Genomic DNA, 19,606 nt, shown 5'->3' on the forward strand with positions numbered 1-19,606 from the left:
CAATGAACAAGGACAACTACTGTTATCGTATCGAACAGAAAATCAGCAGAGCGCACGAAGGAATGACTCTGCGTGATTATTTACGTAAAGAACTGCATGTCTCCAGACGCGCGCTGTCCGCCATTAAGTATAAAGGCGGGTTTTTGTTAATTGACGGCAGGGTGTGTACGGTCAGGCATGTACTCAAGCGCGGGGAAGTACTGAAAGTGATCTTTCCGCCTGAGGAACCCAGCGATTTTCTGAAAAGTGAACCTGTGCCACTTGATATCGCGTATGAAGATGATGATCTGGTGATTGTTAATAAACCGCCGAACATGGCCGTCATCCCCTCACATCAATATCCTTCCGGAACAGTGGCGAATGGCCTGCTTGCTTACTTCAGAAAAGAGAAGCTGGCTTCAACCGTACATATTGTCAATCGTCTGGACCGAAATACTTCAGGGCTTATGCTGGTTGCCAAAAACCGGTTCAGTCACGAGAAGTTTTTTCGCATGCAGAAGAAGAAGGAAATTCATCGGAGATACCTGGCGTTTGCTGCCGGTGTCCTTTCTGAGGATGAGGGAATCCTTGATATGCCGATTGGCCGAAAAGAGGGCAGCATCATTGAACGACGTGTGGACTGGTCTCTGGGAAGAAGATCAGTAACACGTTTTAAAGTCCTTCACAGGTACAAAGATCGGACACTGCTTGTCATTCAGCTGGAGACGGGCAGAACGCACCAGATTCGTGTTCATTTTTCCTCCATCGGTCATCCGCTTCTCGGTGACGATCTTTACGGTGGACCGATGAATTTGATTAAACGCCAGGCCTTGCACAGCTTTGAGTTATCCTTCGTCCATCCTTTTACGGGACAAAGCATTCATTTGCATGCTTCCCCTCCCGCAGATATGGCCAGACTGACAGATCTCACTCTTGATTTGAAGAGATTATAAAGAAAACCTGAGCCGGCTGAGCTCTGGTTGCACGTACATGATCTTTACTTTCCTGTGACAGAAGCGCGAGAGGAAAACATCGCTATCCGGGAATATGACAGCTTCGAAACGTAAAGGAATATCCAGCAGGTCAGCAGGATACATGCATAGGAACAATGAAAAAAAACGGGATGGCTGTCCTCCTTAAAGATCACGAAGTTTTCTTGAAATCAACGGGCGATTACGAGGTCACGATGTACATCTTCTTGAACAGTATGACTCAGCTTACTTGTACTGACTCAATTAGTGGGAAAAATGCTCAGTATTCATTAGAGCCCGGCAGCGATTGCCATGCCAATCGGCGCGCCGGCCGGCGGCATTCGGGCGACTGTCATCAGCACCCATTGACATTCAGTATCATGTCAATGGGTGTCCTCTTGATCTTTTTTTACTGACTGATCACGCCTGCCCTGCGGCTGCTGCCCGGGCAGGCAGATCTGGACACGAATGTGTACGGTCTCAGCCAGGTTCCGGCACAACAGGAGGATCCGGTTGCCTGATCGCTAATCTCGAAATTGTCGATCAAAAAATGTAAATCGTGCTCGTCAGGATGAACCACCTTTTAAGGTGGTTCGCTGTTATGAAGGCCAATTGTTCTGTTGAGCAGTAATAATTTTTTTCCCGTTGCATATCATGGATGTGACCCTCTGACATTCGGCCTGTCATTTAAGCATTCCTGAATGTATATGTAAGCGCTTACTGTGCAAGTCCTCTGCAATACAGCCCAGTCACCCTGCCACGCGTCCCGGTCAAAAAGACCTCCCTGTTGCCATGAAACCCGTACACTGCCTTCCAACGTAAAATTTAACGTATTCCGACGGGAACCGGTCACGCCGTTGTGTCGATCTGTTGAGGTTTCTGAATTCATGATATCTGGAGGGATTTCACATGTTGCATCAGCTCTTTGTGCCGGACTTTCTTAGACGCGCCGTGAAGCTGTTTCCAGATAAGACAGCTGTCGTGGATCAGGACATTCGCCTGACTTACCGCCAGTTTGAGGAAAGGGTGAATCAGCTGTCCCATCTGCTGATTGATCTGGGTGTGAAAAAAGGGGATCGTGTGGCTTATCTGGCGCCGAATACGCTCCAGATGCTGGAAGGAATGTTCGGTGTGAACCAGATCGGCGCCATCACCGTCCCGCTCAATACCCGGCTGATTCCTTCCGCCTACGCGTACATCATCAATCACAGTGGAGCAAAGGTGCTCATGGTTGATGCAGAACTGGCGCCATTGATTGAACCGGTAAAAAATAAACTGAAACAGGTGGAATATTTCATCCTGCTGCCATCCCCCGATCAGAAAGACCGGACAGGATGGATCAGTTACGAAGAAAAACTTGAAAAGTATCCGGCCGACCTGCCGCCAGTACCGGAAATGAGTGAAATGGATCTGGCTACCATTCTTTACACCAGTGGGACAACCGGATTACCGAAAGGGGTGATGCATTCACACCGAAGCATGTATTTTAACGCCCTTAATGGCTGTATTCACGTCCGTACAACTGACCGGGATGTCCTGCTTCACACCTTGCCTCTTTTTCATGTCAACGGGTGGGGGACACCTTTTGTCCTTACAGCCGGCGGTGGTACGCACGTGCTGATCCGCAAGATTGATCCCGGGCGGATCCTCGAACTGGTGGAGAAGGAAAAAGTGACGCTGGCCTGTATGGTTCCGGCAATGATCAATATGCTGCTGCATCATCCGAACGCAAAAACGTCGCAGCCCGGACATCACATGAAGGTCGTTGTTGCCGGATCGGCACCGCCGCCATCCTATGTCAAGCTGGTTGAAGACATTCTGGGCTGGGAATTCATCCAGGGGTATGGGGCGACAGAGACAGCCCCGCTGGTACTCATCACACAGATCAAGTCATCGATGGAGCAGGGCACCGAGAACCTGCAGAAACTGAAAGCCAGTGCCGGCATCTGCATGATGAATATGGATATTCGGATCGTCGATGAAGCCGGGCGTGACGTCAGCGCCGACGGCAGGCAGATGGGCGAACTCATTGTCCGTGGCAATAACATCATGGAAGGCTACTGGCAGCAGCCGGAAGAGACGGCGAAAGCGATTAAGGACGGCTGGTACTACACCGGTGATATGGCTACCATTGATAAAGACGGTGTCGTCGCGATTGTCGACCGAAAAAAAGACATCATCATCAGCGGCGGCGAAAATATCTCATCGATTGAAGTTGAGGGCGTCCTGTCCAGACATCCGGCTGTTCTGGAGGCAGCAGTCATTGCTGTCCCACATGAAAAATGGGGCGAAGTGCCGCACGCGGTCTGTATGCTGAAGCCGGGACAGACGGCAACGGATCAGGAACTGCTGGCCTTTTGCCGGGAACATCTGCCTTCTTTTAAAACACCGAAGTCCGTTGCCTTTGTGAACCAGCTGCCGCGGACCGCTTCCGGTAAGGTGAGAAAGGTCGACCTGCGTCAACCTTTCTGGACGAATCGATAAGTCGCCGTGCGCTGATTCTCCGGGCGGAGGAGATGCTGCATGTTAATAATGTAAGCGATACCACAGCTTGAGGCAATCTTTCTAATCAGGCACACAATTTTTCGTGACCGATCAGACTGTACTCAGAAGCACTGGAGGGAGAGCAATTGACGCGAACGATACGCAAAGCTGCGGTTATCGGATCCGGTGTGATGGGATCCGGGATCGCCGCTCATCTGGCAAATGCCGGCATCCCATGCCTGCTGCTCGATATCGTGCCGGACCGGTTGACCGCGAAAGAGGCAGCGGGGGGTCTGACGTTAAACGATCCTCAGGTACGCAACCGCCTGGCAACGGCTGCCATTACCGGACTGAAAAGAGCGAAACCGGCACCATTATATGATTCTGAGCTGGCCCGACTGATTACACCAGGAAATCTTGAGGACCATCTGGACCAGCTGAAAGAGGTCGACTGGATTATCGAAGTTGTCGTCGAAAATCTGTCGGTAAAAAAAGAACTGCTGGCAAAGATCGAAACCGTCTGGCAGCCGGGGACAATCGTCAGCTCGAATACGTCAGGCATATCCATCAATGAGATGGTCGCCGGTCGAAGCCTCGCATTCAGGCAGCACTTTTCAGGAACGCATTTCTTCAATCCGCCACGCTATTTAAAATTGCTGGAGATCATTCCCGGAAAAGAGACAGATCCGAAAATCGTTGCGGCGATATCCGCTTTCTGTGAAAAAACGCTGGGCAAGGGCATTGTCATGGCTAAAGATACACCAAACTTTATCGCCAACCGGATCGGAACATACGGGCTGCTCGTGACGCTGCAGGAAATGACAGAGAAAGGGTACAGTGTCGATGAGGTGGATGCAGTGACCGGTCCGGTACTGGGCCGGCCGAGGAGCGCCACGCTGCGCACGCTTGATGTCGTTGGCATCGACACATTCATGCATGTGGCCCGGAACGTCTTTGAGCATGTGACCGATGAAGCAGAAAAAGCAGTATTCACCGTCCCTGCCTTTATTCAGGAAATGGTATCGAAAGGATGGATCGGCGCAAAAGTCGGGCAAGGTTTTTATAAAAAAGTCATGACGGAAAAAGGGAAAGCCATCCTGGCGCTTGATCTGGAGACGATGACCTATCAGCCAAGAAAGAAAGTCACGTCGATGGATCTTGCGGAAGCAAAAGAAGCCGGAGAAATGGCCGACAGGATTAAGACACTGGTCTATGGAGAGGGCCGGTATGCACAGCTCGCCTGGAACGTGACCCGCAAAGTGCTCCTTTACGCCGCGGAAAAAGCAGGCGAGATCAGCGACTCCATCGTCGAAATCGATCGAGCGATGAAATGGGGCTTTAACTGGGCGCTCGGTCCGTTTGAAATCTGGGATGCCATCGGTCTGAAAACCTCTGTCCAGCGCATGGAGCGGGCCGGGGATTCACCTCCTGAATGGGTCCGTGCCTGGATCGAAGCGGGCCATGATTCTTTTTACAGACGAAAAAACGGTCATATCGAACATTTTTCTCAAACAAGCGGTGTCATTACGGGAGCTGATTCAGCAGAATTCAAAAAGGTTCCGCTGAAAACGATCGGAGTGCAGCGCTACATGCGGATGGAGACACGGCCAGAGCAGATTTCCCTGCAATCGCTGAAAGAGCAGAACAAAGTCATTCTGGCGAATAAAGGAGCGAGCCTGATTGATCTGGGGGATGATGTAGCCTGCCTGGAATTCCATTCGCCAAACAATGCAATTAACGACGACGTCCTGTCGATGATCGACAGGAGCCTGGCGGAAGTACGGAACCATTTCAAAGGTCTGGTCATTGCCGGCGAAGGCAAGCATTTTTGTGTCGGGGCCAATATTTTACAGTTATTAACGCATGCATTCCGTAAAAACTGGTCCGCCATTAATCAGATGACCCGAACCTTTCAGAACACACTGATGCGATTGAAGTATTTTGAGAAACCGGTGGTGATTGCGCCTCATCAGATGACCCTTGGCGGCGGCCTCGAAGTCTGCCTGGCTGTCGATCAGGTTAACCCGGCGGCCGAGACGTATGCCGGGCTGGTGGAGGTGGGGGTCGGATTGATTCCCGCCGGCGGAGGAACGAAAGAGATGGCCCTCCGTGCGTCAAGACGGATCAAGGGCTATCCGCGTGCCGACCTACAGCCATTCGTTCTGAAAGCGTTCGAAATGATTGGAACGGCCAAAGTATCTTCCAGCGCATATGAAGCTCAAAAATTCGGCTGGTTTCGTGAGACCGATCGCGTGATCATCAACAGCGATAATCGGATTTACGAAGCAAAACAAACGGTTCTGTCGCTTGTTGCAACAGGATACAGACCACCTCGGGAAGAGAAAATCACCGTCATCGGCGAAGATGGGAAGGCCCTGCTGCTGCTGGCTGCCGATAACATGCGCCGGAGCGGTTACGCCAGCGATTACGACCGGGTGATTGCCGGCAGACTGGCACATGTTCTTTCGGGAGGGAATGTACCTGCAGGTTCCTGTGTTACGGAGCAGTACCTGCTCGATCTGGAGCGGGAAGCGTTCCTCAGTCTGTGCGGTGAGGCGAAGACCCAGGCGAGAATTCAGCACATGCTGACCGGAGGCAAACCGCTCCGGAACTGAGGGAGTCAGATTAAGCTATTATTTACAAATTGAAGAAAATGGAACACGCGAATGGGAGAGGTGATAAAGGTGAACGAAGCCGTTATTGTCTCGGCAGCACGGACACCGGTTGGTAGAGCGATCAAGGGCAGCCTCGCGCAGACAAGACCGGAAGACCTGGGGAAGGCGGTATTACATGCTGTCATCAACCGCGCTGACGGGCTGCAGAACGAAGACATAGAGGATGTGATCATCGGCTGCGCGATGCCGGAAGGTCCGCAGGGCATGAATGTCGCGCGAATTATCTCACTCTATGCCGGTTATCCAGAGTCGACCCCTGCTCTGACCGTCAACCGGTTTTGCTCCTCCGGACTGCAGGCGATCGCATTTGCCGCGGAACGGATTATGCTGGGGCATGCAGATGTCATTGTTGCCGGTGGTGTCGAGAGCATGAGTCAGGTACCAATGACCGGATTCAGACTGTCACCCCATCCGAAGATTATGGAAGCATATCCGGAAATATATATCAGCATGGGGCACACAGCAGAGAACGTCGCCGAACGATTCGGAGTTACCCGGGAAGATCAGGACCGATTTGCTCTTTCCAGTCACCGGAAAGCAGCTGCTGCCATCCGAACCGGAAAATTTAATGAGGAAATTGTTCCGGTGCCGGTCACTCAGAAAGGTGTTGCTCCAGATGGAACCCCCTGGGAGAAAGCCTTCGTCTTCGACACCGATGAGGGCGTCCGTCCCGACACGACTCTGGAGAAGCTGGCAGCAATGCGTCCTTCTTTTTCAAGGAGCGGCTCAGTCACAGCCGGAAACGCCTCACCGATGAGTGACGGAGCAGCAGCGGTCGCCGTCATGAGCCAAAAGAAAGCGGATGCACTCGGACTCAGCCCGCTCGCTACATTCCGGTCTTTCGCCGTGGCCGGTGTCGACCCGGAGATCATGGGAATCGGTCCGGTCGAGGCCATTCCGAAAGCGTTGAACCTCGCCGGGCTGACTCTGGAAGACATTGACCTGTTTGAGATCAATGAGGCATTTGCATCGCAATGTGTGCAAGTCATTCGCGAGCTGGGCATTGATGAAGAAAAAGTCAATGTCAATGGCGGAGCGATCGCTCTCGGCCATCCGCTCGGCTGTACAGGCGCCAAACTGACAGCGAGTCTGATTTACGAATTACGGCGTCGCGGTGGAGGATATGGAGTCGTCTCGATGTGTATCGGCGGAGGAATGGGAGCTGCCGGCGTATTCGAAGTCCATGCTCCGTAGATCGGCAGCAGAACGGAATCTGTGTTGGTGAGACAGATGTTGCCCAAATCATGAAATATCTCAGATCATCCTGTTGAAACAGCCATAAGTGCGAAGGGAGCGTGGGCAAATGGCCCTGAAGCGTAAACAAACAGGCGCACACTTTTTAATCGAAGAAACTGACCCGAACGGACTGATCTTCCCGGAAGATTTTTCAGAAGAACAGCGAATGTTTGCAGAAACCACCCAATCATTCATTGAAAAAGAAGTGGTGCCAAACGATGAGCAGATTGAGCGCCTTGACTATGAGCTGACAGTTGAGCTGATCCGAAAAGCGGGCGAACTGGGCATTCTTGCGGTCGACGTGCCGGAAGCGTTTGGCGGGCTCGGTGCCGACAAAGTGAGTTCCACTGTGATTACCGAATCGCTGGCAAGGGGCTCCTCCTTTTCTCTGTCCGCCTCGGCCCATTCCGGAATCGGCACACTGCCGATTGTGTTCTTCGGCAATGACGAGCAGAAGAAAAAGTATCTCCCTGATTTGGCCGGCGGCGTGAAGATTGCAGCATATTGCCTGACTGAACCGTCGTCCGGATCGGACGCGCTGAGTGCGAAGACGACTGCAAAGCTTTCCGATGATGGAAAGTATTATGTCTTAAATGGCGAAAAGCAGTTTATCACCAACGCGGGATTTGCCGATATTTTTATCGTGTATGCCAGGATCGGCGGCAAGGACTTCTCTGCTTTTATCGTCGAGCGTGAGATGCCCGGACTCAGCCTCGGACCGGAAGAAAAGAAAATGGGAATTAAAGGCTCATCCACACGACCGGTCATCCTGGAAGATGTCAACGTGCCGGTTGAAAATCTGCTCGGTGAGGCGGGTAAAGGTCATGTCATCGCATTCAACATCCTGAACATTGGCCGGTTCAAACTGGCTGCCGGTGTGCTGGGTGCTGCCAAAGATGCGATCCGTCTGGCCGCAAAATTTGCGAATGAGCGGACACAGTTTAAAAAGCCGCTTTCTTTCTTCCCGCTGATCCGCCAGAAACTGGCAGAGATGAACACGCGAACCTACGCGCTGGAAAGTATGGTCTACCGCACATCAGGGCTGATCGACACGTCGCTGAAAGATCTGGACTACAGCAGTCCGGACATCGGGCTGCAGTCAGCGAAGGGCATTGCTGAATACGCCATCGAGTGTTCTATCAACAAAGTGTTTGGCTCGGAAACGCTCGATTTTGTTGCCGATGAGGGGGTTCAGATTCACGGCGGCTACGGGTTCACCAAAGACTATAAAATCGAACGCATCTACCGGGATTCGAGAATCAACCGGATCTTTGAAGGAACAAACGAAATCAATCGTCTGGTGATCATCAGCACCCTGCAGAAAAAAGTTATGAAAGGCGATCTGCCGCTGCTGGAAAAAGCGGTAACACTGAAAGCGGAAATTGAGGATCTGCTGGCCGGTAAACCGGAAGCCCATGGACCTGGTCAGGAAGCCTGGCTGATTTCGGCGGCGAAGAAAGTTTTCCTGCTGGTACTCGGCCAGGCATTCCAGAAGTACGGGGTGAAGCTCCAATCTGAGCAACAGCTGCTGAGCCATCTCAGTGACATGATCATTCAGATTTACGCAATGGAGAGCTCATTTTTACGATCCGTAAAGCGATTGGAGAAAATGGGTGCCGAGAAAGCGAAAAACAGCAGCGAAATGACACAGCTCATCGTGCAGGAAGGCTTTAACCAGGTGGAAACGCTGGCTTCAGAGTCACTGGCTAAAATTGAGAGCGGCGAATCCCTGCTCAGACAACTTGTCCTGCTGCGGAAAATCACGAACCGTTTGCCGATCAATTCCCTGCAGCTCAAGTTGGATATTGGCACCCGTGTCGCTGAAGCCGAAAAGTACTCTGTATAAAGGATCAACTCTCGGATCTAATAAATTCTCCTGAACCGTGCACTGATTTTGGTGTACGGTTTTATTGTATGAGCTCATTGCGATGTGGGAACCCCATGTGTTCAAAGGAATTTTTAATGAGTTCTGAAATTATCTTCAACTAAAACAGGGGGCAAGTCTGAAGTTGTATGGTTAAAAATCAGGGACGATCAGGGAAATTGACGACACTATGAAAAATACTTGGGAGGTTACCCGGGATCCGTTCTTATGGTTAGGAGATCCGGTAAAACACACGATCAGATGAATAGACGGAAAAATTTCGCTTAGTTCGTAAATCAAATGAAAAGCAGCTAAAATAGACGTAGAGATTCCGCTTATCAACTTGAAAAACGGGAAAATTAAGCTTTTTGTCTGGAATAATTGGAAAATTTCCGCTTATATCCCCCCCTGAAAAGCGTGCCGTTTTTCTTCACTCAAAGAGGGATTCCAGAAAGTTGCCTATAACAAAGTCGCCAGGTCATACATATGAATATGAAATTTTCCGAAAAAAAGATGCGTTGAAGGATTATGAGCATTTCTATACACTTAACGAAAGAAGGTGACCACGACAATGAATACACACGAGATGTCTCACTTATTTGTGCAGTACGTCAATGGCTGGAAGACAAGCAACAAACGCCTGATCCTGAGCGTTTGCGATCCCTTATGTGAAATTACTGAATGCTACGGTCCGAAATATCACGGCATCGGGCAAATTGAGCGTTGGATCATTGACTGGATCAGTAAAAATCACCGGGTCAGCCAGTGGGATATACTAGGCAGTTTCTTTGATCTTCCGGCACGGACTGCTGTTTTTGAATGGACGTTCGCCTGTTATTCTGATCACAGGGATCATTATTTTAAGGGCTGCAGTATCGTCCAGTTCAATCAGATGTACATAATCAGAATCAAGGAATTTCGCATGGAACCTGAGCAATATTATCCTTTCAAATAATTTTTTAAGAACCCGACAGGTATAAAAGCATGCGTTCCGATAATTAAAAGTGAGGGTATACGAGATGGGCTATCAGTTTCAGGTCATGAATCAACAGCAGGCGGAAGAGATCGCCTACAACTGGCATTATGAAGGAATCTATGCATTCTATGACATGGAATCGGATCCGGAAGACCTTGCCGAATTCATAGATTCAGAAAAACGAGGGGAAAGCTGTTATGCCGTGATCGAAAATCAAACGTTAATTGGATTCTTGTCTGTCAGTCGAGTGGATACAACAACAGTAGAGATCGGTCTGGGCATGAAGCCTGAGCTGACAGGGCACGGTCATGGCTTATCTTTTGTCCAGACTTGTATTGAATGGACACGAAAACAGCATGCACCGAAAACAATCATGTTATCCGTTGCGTCTTTTAACCAACGGGCGATTAAAGTCTATGAAAAAGCGGGATTTCAGCCGGTTGAAACATATATTCAGGAAACAAACGGCGGTCACTATCCTTTTTTAAAGATGAAAAAGATTTTTGAAAAATGATATCATCCGGTCTCATGCTTATCATGATACACGGCAATCATGATCTCATGGATAAGAAGTCCATGACCGCAAACTCGTCATTTGAGTGACGAGATAGGGCATTTTTTCCTTTATAAATTCCATAATAATGGTAAAGATTTTAAGACGATTGACGCGAGTCTACGCTTATTCAAAGAGCCTTTAAATTATACCTGAGCTACTCGAGCACCATTATGGAGATGGATCTTGAATCAGGCAACAAGCTATTTAGTGCCCGGCAAAATGGCCCATAAAGGAGAAACTGACGCAAAAAAATGAAATTAAGTACAGAGCAGGATATTTATTTCTCCTTGCCTGTCTAAAGTAAGATGTATGCTGCTATGAAGGCCTCTCTTATCGGCAGTATGGAAAGCTCTGAACAGTACTTATCAAACAAGTGTTTCCCTTCGTACAACAGTTACGTTAAAATTGAATAAATTGAAAAAGCGAAAGAGAGGGGGATTATAATATGGGCTTAGCATTGGATATTGCACTTACTGTATGGCCTGTTGTAATTGTTGGTGGGATTGCAGTATTTGTAATTTTAAGAATGAAACATAAATATAAGAAAGGTACATTGGGTAAGAAAAAAAAAAAAAGACGCACAAATTTTTTTAGATAGTTTAATACCATTCGGAATGATGATTGGTTTTGCTGTTGCTCTACTCTTAAGTATATTTTCACTAATTTCCTTACTATCTGCAATGACCTGGGGACCTGGGATAGGTCTTTTATTTGGGTATTTTGCTTATGAAATTTATAGCAAAAAAGAAGAGAGTCATTTGTAATAACTGTCTTCCAGATAGATGATGCCATTATTTCTCTCTGCCTGTCTAAAGTAAGATGTATGCTGCTATGAAGACCTCTCTCATCGGCAGCATGGAAAGCTAACAGTTCTTCTCAAACAAGTGCTTCTCTTCGTACAACGGTAAATCCCGCCTGTAGTCAGTAAAAAAATGGATAAGCAGGATCAATTCCTGCTTTAATGCTGATATGAAAGTGCCTTGTTTGCCAGGTTTACATCATTCTGTAAAAGTTGAGTTAAGTCATAGGAAGGATAGTAGCTGCGTTCCAGCATGTAATTGAAAACGGTGGCATGAAGGTCGATGGCAGCAAGTATTTGCCGGGTTAATACCTGCCTGAGTGCTGGGGTTGCCGTTTCGGTAATCGCGATTGCATAACTTCTGACTGACGTTTTGGCGAAACCTAACAGATTTCCGGCATAAAATGCTGGATCAAGCGCTACATTATCCCGTTCTGGCCGTGGAACATACGGGTAAAACTGCAGTAATTCGCGGAGATTGTTGCTGATTCCATCAATTGCTTTCGTGTAAATCTGTTTAAGTTCAGGATCGTGAACCATCGGACTGGCGAACTTCAATCGCATCAGACTGATCGATTGAAAAGCGACAAGTTCGTGCATGTCAAGGGTCTCGTGCCAGGCTAGATGTTGCTGCTGTCCATCATGATCCTTGTTTATCATGTTCATTTATTTTCCTCCTCGGGGGAATGTACCTTGTTAAATTTTTCAGGGGAACATCATCGGGACTTTGTCTCGTATCAATTGGGCTTGTATTCTGGAGGTTATCATGATGAGTAAAATCATAAATATTCCAAGGGTCATGGTCCTTATTGGAGATGTTTCAGGTGAAGTCCCGGGACGAGCCGAGAAAAGTCATCATTTAATCCGTTTCACCGGCTAATGAACTCTTCTTCACGCATCCCTTTGTTGTGATGCTGCTCCTCCCAACAAATCTTTCTGACTGTGAGAAATGCGGGACGATGGAAAACTATATCAGGGTAACCAAGTCCGGATTCAGTCCGATCAACTGTAAAAAGTTCAGAATTATGGTATTATTTATGTATTCCAAAATGAAAGGTGTGATGTCTTATGCAACAACTCTTCGCTATCAGATCACGTCAGGTCGTTCAATTTTATATGAAGGGAAGGCATCACATTGTTAACGGGAGAAAAAATCGAACTGAGGCCGGTTTCCCGGTCGGATTTGAAAAACCAGTATCAATGGAGAAATCTTGAGTCGTTCGCCAATCTGGCTGCAGGTTCATGGTCTTTTTCATTCAACAACACGCCGCTCGAAACGATGGAAGCATCATATGAAAAAAACCTTACGACGGTCGATAAGAAGGAAGGCTGTGTCTTCTCAATTTATACGTTAGACGATGAAAAGCACATCGGCCAGTGCGATTATCGCGATGTCAATCTGGTCACACGAGCGGCTACCATCGGGATATCGATTGGCGACAGCAACTATTGGGACCATGGTTACGGAACGGATGCCATGCGGACATTAATCCGTCATCTGTTCCGCAGTATGAATCTGAGACGCGTTCAGCTGGATACCTGGAGCGGCAACCACCGGGCAATCAAGGCTTATCAGAAATGCGGGTTCATCATCGAGGGGCGTCTCAGAGACAATGAATATGTTGACGGCAGCTATTATGACACAATCGTCATGGGTCTGCTGCGGACACAGAATGAATGAGTATTGTCAATGACAGCGGATTGAAACAGATTTCTTCCGTAGTCAGCCCTTCGAACTGAAGGGCTGTTTTTTTGCGACGATAAAATTGGGTGGAATCATTCACGAAAAGTAAAAGCCAAACTAAGCATGATCGAAATCTGATTCACAGGTTCACAAACGCTGTCAAGTGAATTTTCACCAATGAATCATTGCCTATTCTGACCGATGAGTATTCTTCAGAAAAAAGTTTAAAACAATCTCAGTGAATCGTTCTGGAGACTCTAAATTTGCCAGGTGTCCCGCATCGGGTAGGACCAATCTTTGAGCGGAAGGTATTTCTTTGCATATAAATTTGGAAATATCACGGAAATCCTGAATATCATAAGCCCCATTTATCAGGAGGACCGGGATCTTAATATCTTTTATTTTGGTAATATTGTCCTCTGCTTCAATTTCAACACAAGGAGCATCTGGCTCTGGTTTCGTTAAGGATTGCATCTGCATATCTGTTACTAAGTCTTTAATCTTTGGGTCTACAGCGTTCGGCTCTCTCCCTCCCAGTACCCATGTCTTGTAGTTAAGGAGAGCAGTTTCTTCTTTTTTGCCATTTTTTAATAAATGCTCTTCTTCTTTTTCAAATTGTTGCAGAAACAAAGAATCTTTCCATCCACCTATAGCAGGGGATAACAGCGCTAAACTCAAGCAACTTTCAGGGTGATCCAGATAATAGTCAATCGCTATTTTTCCTCCAAAAGAAGCTCCGAGGATATGGACTTTGTTGATACGCAAATGATGAAGCAGTTCATGAATCATCTTATTATAAGACAAGTTTCCACCAACAAATTCGCTTAATCCATATCCTGGAAGATCCAATCGGACGACACAAAAGTGGTTTGCCAATACATGAAATTCATGATCCCACATACGAGAATCGGCAATACCTGCATGAATGAATAGTAAGTGCTCACCGATGCCTTTCGTTTCATAATACACGTTAGCACCTGTTGCTTTAAAAATTCCCTTTTCTTCATGTACATTCACTATATCCGTTCACCTCCACTCGTAAAAACCGCAAAGAAAGAGGCCGCTCCCCGCGCCTCTTTCTGCACTTACGTGAACATAAACTTTTGTGTCTGTATTCGCACACTCTGCACGATTCCAATACAGATCATACTCGACAACAGGGAACTGCCTCCATAGCTCAGAAAAGGCAGCGTCAGACCGGTAATTGGCATGATCTGGATCGTCATACCGATATTCTCAAAGACCTGGAACATGATCATGCCCACGATACCGGTGCACATATAACTTCCGAACGGATCATGGGTATCGACTGCTGTCCGGACAATTCGCGAGATCAGTAAGAAATACAGCAGAACGACGGTCACCGCACCGACGAAACCGAATGTCCCGCCGATGACAGAAAAAATAAAGTCATTATAGGCTTCAGGAAGTGAAATGGCCGCATTATAGCCGTGATGGAAAAATTCACCGGAACCGATAGAATTCAGTGACTGTATCAGCTGATATCCCTGTTCGTTTCTGAACTGATAAGGATTCTGCCAGGCAAGGAAACGGTCTTTCTGGTGACTTTTCAGTATCAGATCAATAATAAAGGGAAATTTAAACCAGCTGATCACGAAAAATACAAGACCACTGACGATCATTCCCATGATTGCCGTGATTAATTTCCAGCTGATCCCGCTAACGATGATCATCGATACAATGATACTGAAAAAGACCAGAGACATACCAAGATCCGGCTGAATAAAAACGAGTATAAACGGTGGAAGTGAAATCAGAGCCAGTTTCCCAATCAGCAGAAGATCCTCTCTCATACCGCGAATCTGATACTGTTCATTATGCTTATCGATCGTTGCAGCCAGAGAGATAATCAAGAACAGTTTCATAAATTCTGATGGCTGAAGTTGACCGATACCAGGGAGTGCATACCAGCTCCAGGCACCATGTGAATCATCAACCAGTGGAATCGGCAGCCCGAGCTGAGCCAGAGTCAGCCCGAAAAGCAGGAACATGCCCAATCCGTAAAATATCCAGTGCATGCGTTTTAATCGATCATAGTCCATGATCATAATTAAAGAAGCAATCAGAAAACTGAATATATACCATCCAATCTGCCGATAGGCAAGGCTCATCGCCCGACTGCCTGTTTCATTCAGAGGTGCATAATATATGGAAATAAAACTGATACAGGCAAAAAGAAAGATGATAAAAACCATTGTATAGTCAATTTTTGATAACACATTTCTGTTCATAATGATATCCCTTTATACTGTGATTCCTGTTTAATGAAGAAAAACTGGCGCCTGCTGAGCCATAGTTACCCTCACACTAATTCGCATATTTTTTACGTTCTTATCATGTAAACAAGTCAACTGCACTTTACCAATCATAGCTTAAAGTCAATAAAAAAGAAATAAGGAGGGGGACGCGCCCATTAAAATATTATTCGTTGATCAGTCCTGTTTTCCTGACTATCCATGATCGCTGTCGTCAAAAATATCTGCCGGCGTTTCCATGTGAATTATTGAACGCGGACTGGGTCAGGACGCGTGTACCGGTTAAATGATATAATAATCTCGGGATACATATCTGGGAGGTTTGAAAATGGAACTGACACTTGAAGGACGCACTTATGTGGTGATGGGTGTGGCAAATAAAAGAAGTATTGCCTGGGGAATCGCTCAGGCACTCGACCGGGCCGGAGCCAGACTGATTTTTACCTACAATAATGAACGGTTCCGTGAGTCGATTGAAAAGCTGGCAGCTACTCTTCATGGTAAAAAAAGTCTGTTTTACCCGTGCGATGTGACGAGTGATGAAGAAATCAAAACGACTTTCTCAAAAATTAAAGAAGATGCCGGGGTGATTCATGGACTCGCTCATTGCATCGCTTTCGCCAGAAAAGAGGAACTGGGCGGCGAATATATGAATACGACACGTGAGGGTTTCCTCCTGGCTCAGAATATCAGCGCTTATTCTCTCACAGCAGTTCTGAAGGAAGCCAGAAGTCTGATGACGGAAGGGGGCAGCGTCGTCACGATGACTTATCTTGGTGGTGAGCGGGTTGTGACCAACTACAATGTCATGGGTGTAGCCAAAGCAAGCCTGGATGCCAGTGTCAAATACCTGGCAGGTGACCTGGGTAAGGACAATATTCGTGTCAATGCGATCTCCGCCGGCCCTGTCCGGACTTTGTCTGCAAAAGGCATCTCCGGCTTTAACAATGTACTGAAGGTGATCGAAGAGAAAGCACCTCTCAGGCGCTCGATCAGCCCGGAAGATGTGGGAAACACGGCCCTGTTCCTTTTCAGTGATCTTGCAAAAAACATCACCGGCGAAACGATTCATGTCGATGCCGGATTTAATATTGTCGGACTCTGATACGGCATGCTATCCGGAATAACGTCCCTGTCCTCATCCTGAGGCCGGGGACGTTTTTTTAGTTCACACTTAAGATATGATAAAAAAATTCGCAATAACGCAAGCCCCCTGATGGCCGGCTACTCGCGAGGCGGTCAGTCTTTCTTCATTCAAGATCGAAAATGGGCCGATGACTATACCGGAACACAGGCAGGTGCATATAGTGTCACGAAACCATTTGCGGGAGGGAATTAAATTGCCTGAGGAGAAAAGAGAACCGAAAACGATTCATGTCGATAAACTGATCATCAAAGCGGATGAAGTGGTTTTTCAGCAAAACAGCCGGCATCCCCATTCCGATTTTGACAGAGGAGTCAGACATCCTGTCAGACGGGATATCTGGGGATTTCCAATACCGGGGACATTTCACGAACAGGAAACAAGAGCAGAGGGCCCTGCTGAAGAACATGAGGATGCCAAAGCGAAAGAAGAAAAATAAACAATAGCATCCTGATCAATCCCGGTCCGGGTCAGAAAACGGGCCGGATTATTTTCCTGCATGCATTTATCCCGCATTAACGGGCAGTAAGACAGGGCCATGAGGGTAAACGAACTGGCACCGGGTGGGGGTAACTGCCCGCAGCTGCCTGATGGGTTCAACTAACAATCAGTGGGGTATAAAGCTCCCCCACTGATTAAAGTTTTCCTTATTCTGAACGAGACTGGACAAAAAGGCCTTCTTCCTTTGTCCATTCGGCAATCATCACGTCTTCAGGCTTATCAATGTTCAGTCGTTTCAGTTCCTGATTCAGCCACGCTTCACTCTTTCCTGCCCGACTCAAATTTCGTTTGATCACGATCCCGTCACTGATCAGCGTTATCGGAAGGGTAACGGAACGGGCAGGCAGATCAAGATCGCGGCGTGTCGCCTGATCTAATTCCGGTTTTTTAATGATTGATACTTTTCCATTAGGTTCAAGAACGGCGAATTGAACTTCTTTTATAGAAAAGATATTTCGATCACGGAGCAGCATCTGCAAATGATTTATATCTACTTTATTTTTTTTCAGTTCCTGTCTGTTGATCTTGCCGTTACTGATGACGAGTGCAGGCTGACTCTCGAAGAAACCGCGGGAAAGATGGAATTTTAAGGTGATAAAATCGATCAGAAAAATGAGCACGCCCCAGAAGAAAATAGCAAACAGGATTTTGATGATATGCGTTTCAGGATCATATATTGCACCGCTGACGAAGTCGCCGACAACGATCATGGAAATAAAATCAAAAGGTGTGGCTTCCGACATGGATGCCCTGCCCATCACCTTTGTCAATAAAATCAACCCGAATAATCCCACACTAAGTTCAATCATGATGGATCCGAACGACTCCAAAGCGAGTGACCCTCCTCACAAGTACATGCCGGCAACTGAATATAAGCCTGACTTATCATGTACATTCCGGCATGGATTATGCATCGGGTGACCGGGCAGTCTCCTTGCATCGTGGATAAGTGGTGCGCTATGATATAATGGTTACATCTTTAAACCATATTTTTCAATCAGGGCACGTTTTATATCCGGCTGCCAGAATCGCCACGTATGAATTCCGCCACTTTCTACAAAAATATAGTGATCAGGTTCGCGACTGGAAAGGATGCGGTGCAGTTCACGATTGGGTTCCAGAAAGTTTTCCGTTGTCCCTCTTGTCGTTTTCACCGCCGTTTCGCCTCTTCCTGTTGAATGATAGATGAATGAAGGCAGGTGCGTGGCCGACCTGATCTGCTGCATCATCTTACGGCTGCCGCAGTAAGGGGACTGCATGATGACACTGTCAAACAGATCCGGCCGGTTAAGCGCTGTCATCAGGGAGATCGTTCCACCCAGAGAGTCGCCGATTAATGTGCGGTCTTCTGGTGCTTCACTGATTGACCGCGTCGACGCGACAATCGGGAGCACGTCTTCAGATAACGCAGAAAGGTATGCCTGATACAGCGAACCTTCAGGATAGTAGAGATCCCATCGTGATGCCGGGGTTTCGTAGGGAATGGCAACGATAATCACTGGCCGGATTACTCCACCTGTAATCCATTTATCTGCCGTACTGGCCAGGCGTCCGATTTGAATATAGTCCCGTCCATCCTGAGCGATCAGTAAAGGATAGTTCTGATATGTGGTGTAATCAGGAGGAGTGTAGCAAATAACAGGAAGTATTCGATTCAGGGATTTGCTTTCTATCTGCATATCTGACATTTGTCCGGATAGTTTCATTTTTTGATCACTCCAGAAAGTCATTTTATATTATATATTAGCATACACTGTCTACCGGAAGATCTGTGTCCGGAGATATTTTCAGCCGGGTAAATCGATTCATCGTGGTCTGTGAAAGGAGACAGAGATAGAATGAAGGAAGAAAAATATTTAAAGAGCCTGACATATGCTCCCGGCCTGCCGGATGACGCTACTTTTTATTCTGCGCATAAAAAAAGGGTCACATCTCATGCGGTTTCCGAAGCTGCCGTTCGAGCGTTAAAGGAAAGAGGCGTCACGGTTTCGGATATAGCGGAAATCGTGTATGATCTTCAGAAGCCGTTCATGCCGCATCTTACCAAAGAGGAATGTGAGGAGAATGTGCACGGCGCGCTGGCAAAACGTGAATTACAGCACGCTATCCTGGTGGGCATTGAGTTAGATAAACTGGCGGAAAAGAAGAGGCTGTCTGAGCCGCTGCAGTCGCTCGTAGATCAGGATGAAGGTCTGTTTGGTGTTGATGAAACCATTGCGCTCGGGGCGGTCTCCAGTTTTGGCAGCATTGCCGCCACGACCTTTGGTTATCTGGATAAAGTGAAGCCGAAGATCATCGGCAAGCTCGATCTGGAAGAGGGTGGCCGGGTGAACACATTCCTCGACGACCTTGTTGCAAGTATTGCCGCCGATGCATCCAGCCGGCTGGCACATCGTGTCAGAGACGAAGAGGAAAAGCGATTTAAAAAAGGGAAAAAATAATCGAAAGCACGGAATCGAAT

General features: G+C 47.5%; 16 protein-coding genes and 1 pseudogene. 12 read left to right on the forward strand and 5 right to left on the reverse strand.

What is annotated here, in order from left to right; translation table 11 throughout:
* The first annotated feature begins 2 nt into the window (after positions 1-2).
* From EWH91_RS09940 to EWH91_RS09975, 8 genes and pseudogenes are all read left to right on the forward strand, one after another.
* Positions 3-932, forward strand: coding sequence for an RluA family pseudouridine synthase (locus tag EWH91_RS09940; protein ID WP_129929895.1), 930 nt, complete (start codon positions 3-5; stop codon positions 930-932).
* Between the two features lie 927 nt (positions 933-1,859).
* Positions 1,860-3,434, forward strand: a complete 1,575-nt coding sequence (locus EWH91_RS09945; RefSeq protein WP_129929896.1) for a long-chain-fatty-acid--CoA ligase — start codon at positions 1,860-1,862, stop codon at positions 3,432-3,434.
* Positions 3,435-3,580: 146 nt separating this feature from the next.
* On the forward strand, positions 3,581-6,049 hold the full coding sequence (locus EWH91_RS09950; protein ID WP_129929897.1) for a 3-hydroxyacyl-CoA dehydrogenase/enoyl-CoA hydratase family protein: 2,469 nt from the start codon (positions 3,581-3,583) through the stop codon (positions 6,047-6,049).
* Between the two features lie 69 nt (positions 6,050-6,118).
* Complete coding sequence (locus EWH91_RS09955) at positions 6,119-7,303, forward strand: acetyl-CoA C-acyltransferase (RefSeq protein ID WP_129929898.1); 1,185 nt, start codon at positions 6,119-6,121, stop codon at positions 7,301-7,303.
* A gap of 109 nt (positions 7,304-7,412) precedes the next feature.
* Positions 7,413-9,191 carry an acyl-CoA dehydrogenase family protein gene (locus tag EWH91_RS09960; RefSeq protein WP_129929899.1) on the forward strand — a complete coding sequence of 593 codons (1,779 nt, stop codon included), beginning with the start codon at positions 7,413-7,415 and terminating at the stop codon, positions 9,189-9,191.
* Positions 9,192-9,780: 589 nt separating this feature from the next.
* On the forward strand, positions 9,781-10,164 hold the full coding sequence (locus EWH91_RS09965) for a nuclear transport factor 2 family protein (RefSeq protein WP_129929900.1): 384 nt from the start codon (positions 9,781-9,783) through the stop codon (positions 10,162-10,164).
* Positions 10,165-10,228: 64 nt separating this feature from the next.
* Positions 10,229-10,699: a GNAT family N-acetyltransferase gene (locus EWH91_RS09970; protein ID WP_129929901.1), complete on the forward strand. Its 471-nt coding sequence runs from the start codon at positions 10,229-10,231 to the stop codon at positions 10,697-10,699.
* A 487-nt stretch (positions 10,700-11,186) separates the two neighbouring features.
* Positions 11,187-11,505, forward strand: a pseudogene (locus EWH91_RS09975) (hypothetical protein).
* 194 nt (positions 11,506-11,699) lie between these two features.
* Here the strand turns inward: EWH91_RS09975 and EWH91_RS09980 are convergent.
* Positions 11,700-12,200, reverse strand: a complete 501-nt coding sequence (locus EWH91_RS09980) for a spore coat protein (RefSeq protein WP_129929931.1) — start codon at positions 12,198-12,200, stop codon at positions 11,700-11,702.
* Between the two features lie 475 nt (positions 12,201-12,675).
* Here EWH91_RS09980 and EWH91_RS09985 point away from each other — a divergent pair, with 475 nt between their 5' ends.
* Entirely contained in the window at positions 12,676-13,221 is a 546-nt protein-coding gene (locus tag EWH91_RS09985; RefSeq protein WP_129929902.1) for a GNAT family N-acetyltransferase, read from the forward strand.
* Between the two features lie 192 nt (positions 13,222-13,413).
* Here the strand turns inward: EWH91_RS09985 and EWH91_RS09990 are convergent, their stop codons facing one another.
* Together EWH91_RS09990 and EWH91_RS09995 are read right to left on the reverse strand one after the other, a co-directional pair.
* Positions 13,414-14,241, reverse strand: coding sequence for an alpha/beta fold hydrolase (locus EWH91_RS09990; RefSeq protein ID WP_129929903.1), 828 nt, complete (start codon positions 14,239-14,241; stop codon positions 13,414-13,416).
* A 68-nt stretch (positions 14,242-14,309) separates the two neighbouring features.
* Complete coding sequence (locus EWH91_RS09995; protein WP_129929904.1) at positions 14,310-15,476, reverse strand: FtsW/RodA/SpoVE family cell cycle protein; 1,167 nt, start codon at positions 15,474-15,476, stop codon at positions 14,310-14,312.
* A 352-nt stretch (positions 15,477-15,828) separates the two neighbouring features.
* On the opposite strand from EWH91_RS09995, the gene fabI reads away from it, so the two are divergent.
* Positions 15,829-16,605, forward strand: a complete 777-nt coding sequence (gene fabI, locus EWH91_RS10000; RefSeq protein ID WP_129929905.1) for an enoyl-ACP reductase FabI — start codon at positions 15,829-15,831, stop codon at positions 16,603-16,605.
* 235 nt (positions 16,606-16,840) lie between these two features.
* Positions 16,841-17,083: a hypothetical protein gene (locus EWH91_RS10005; protein WP_129929906.1), complete on the forward strand. Its 243-nt coding sequence runs from the start codon at positions 16,841-16,843 to the stop codon at positions 17,081-17,083.
* A gap of 208 nt (positions 17,084-17,291) precedes the next feature.
* Here EWH91_RS10005 and EWH91_RS10010 read toward each other — a convergent pair whose 3' ends face one another.
* Together EWH91_RS10010 and EWH91_RS10015 are read right to left on the reverse strand one after the other, a co-directional pair.
* Positions 17,292-17,975, reverse strand: coding sequence for a DUF421 domain-containing protein (locus EWH91_RS10010; protein WP_240697330.1), 684 nt, complete (start codon positions 17,973-17,975; stop codon positions 17,292-17,294).
* A 141-nt stretch (positions 17,976-18,116) separates the two neighbouring features.
* Positions 18,117-18,851, reverse strand: a complete 735-nt coding sequence (locus EWH91_RS10015) for an alpha/beta hydrolase (protein ID WP_165364301.1) — start codon at positions 18,849-18,851, stop codon at positions 18,117-18,119.
* A gap of 132 nt (positions 18,852-18,983) precedes the next feature.
* On the opposite strand from EWH91_RS10015, the gene EWH91_RS10020 reads away from it, so the two are divergent.
* On the forward strand, positions 18,984-19,586 hold the full coding sequence (locus EWH91_RS10020; RefSeq protein ID WP_129929908.1) for a phosphatidylglycerophosphatase A family protein: 603 nt from the start codon (positions 18,984-18,986) through the stop codon (positions 19,584-19,586).
* Positions 19,587-19,606: the final 20 nt, after the last annotated feature.

This window comes from Sporolactobacillus sp. THM19-2 (assembly GCF_004153195.1).
Classification (GTDB): Bacteria; Bacillota; Bacilli; order Bacillales; family Sporolactobacillaceae; genus Sporolactobacillus.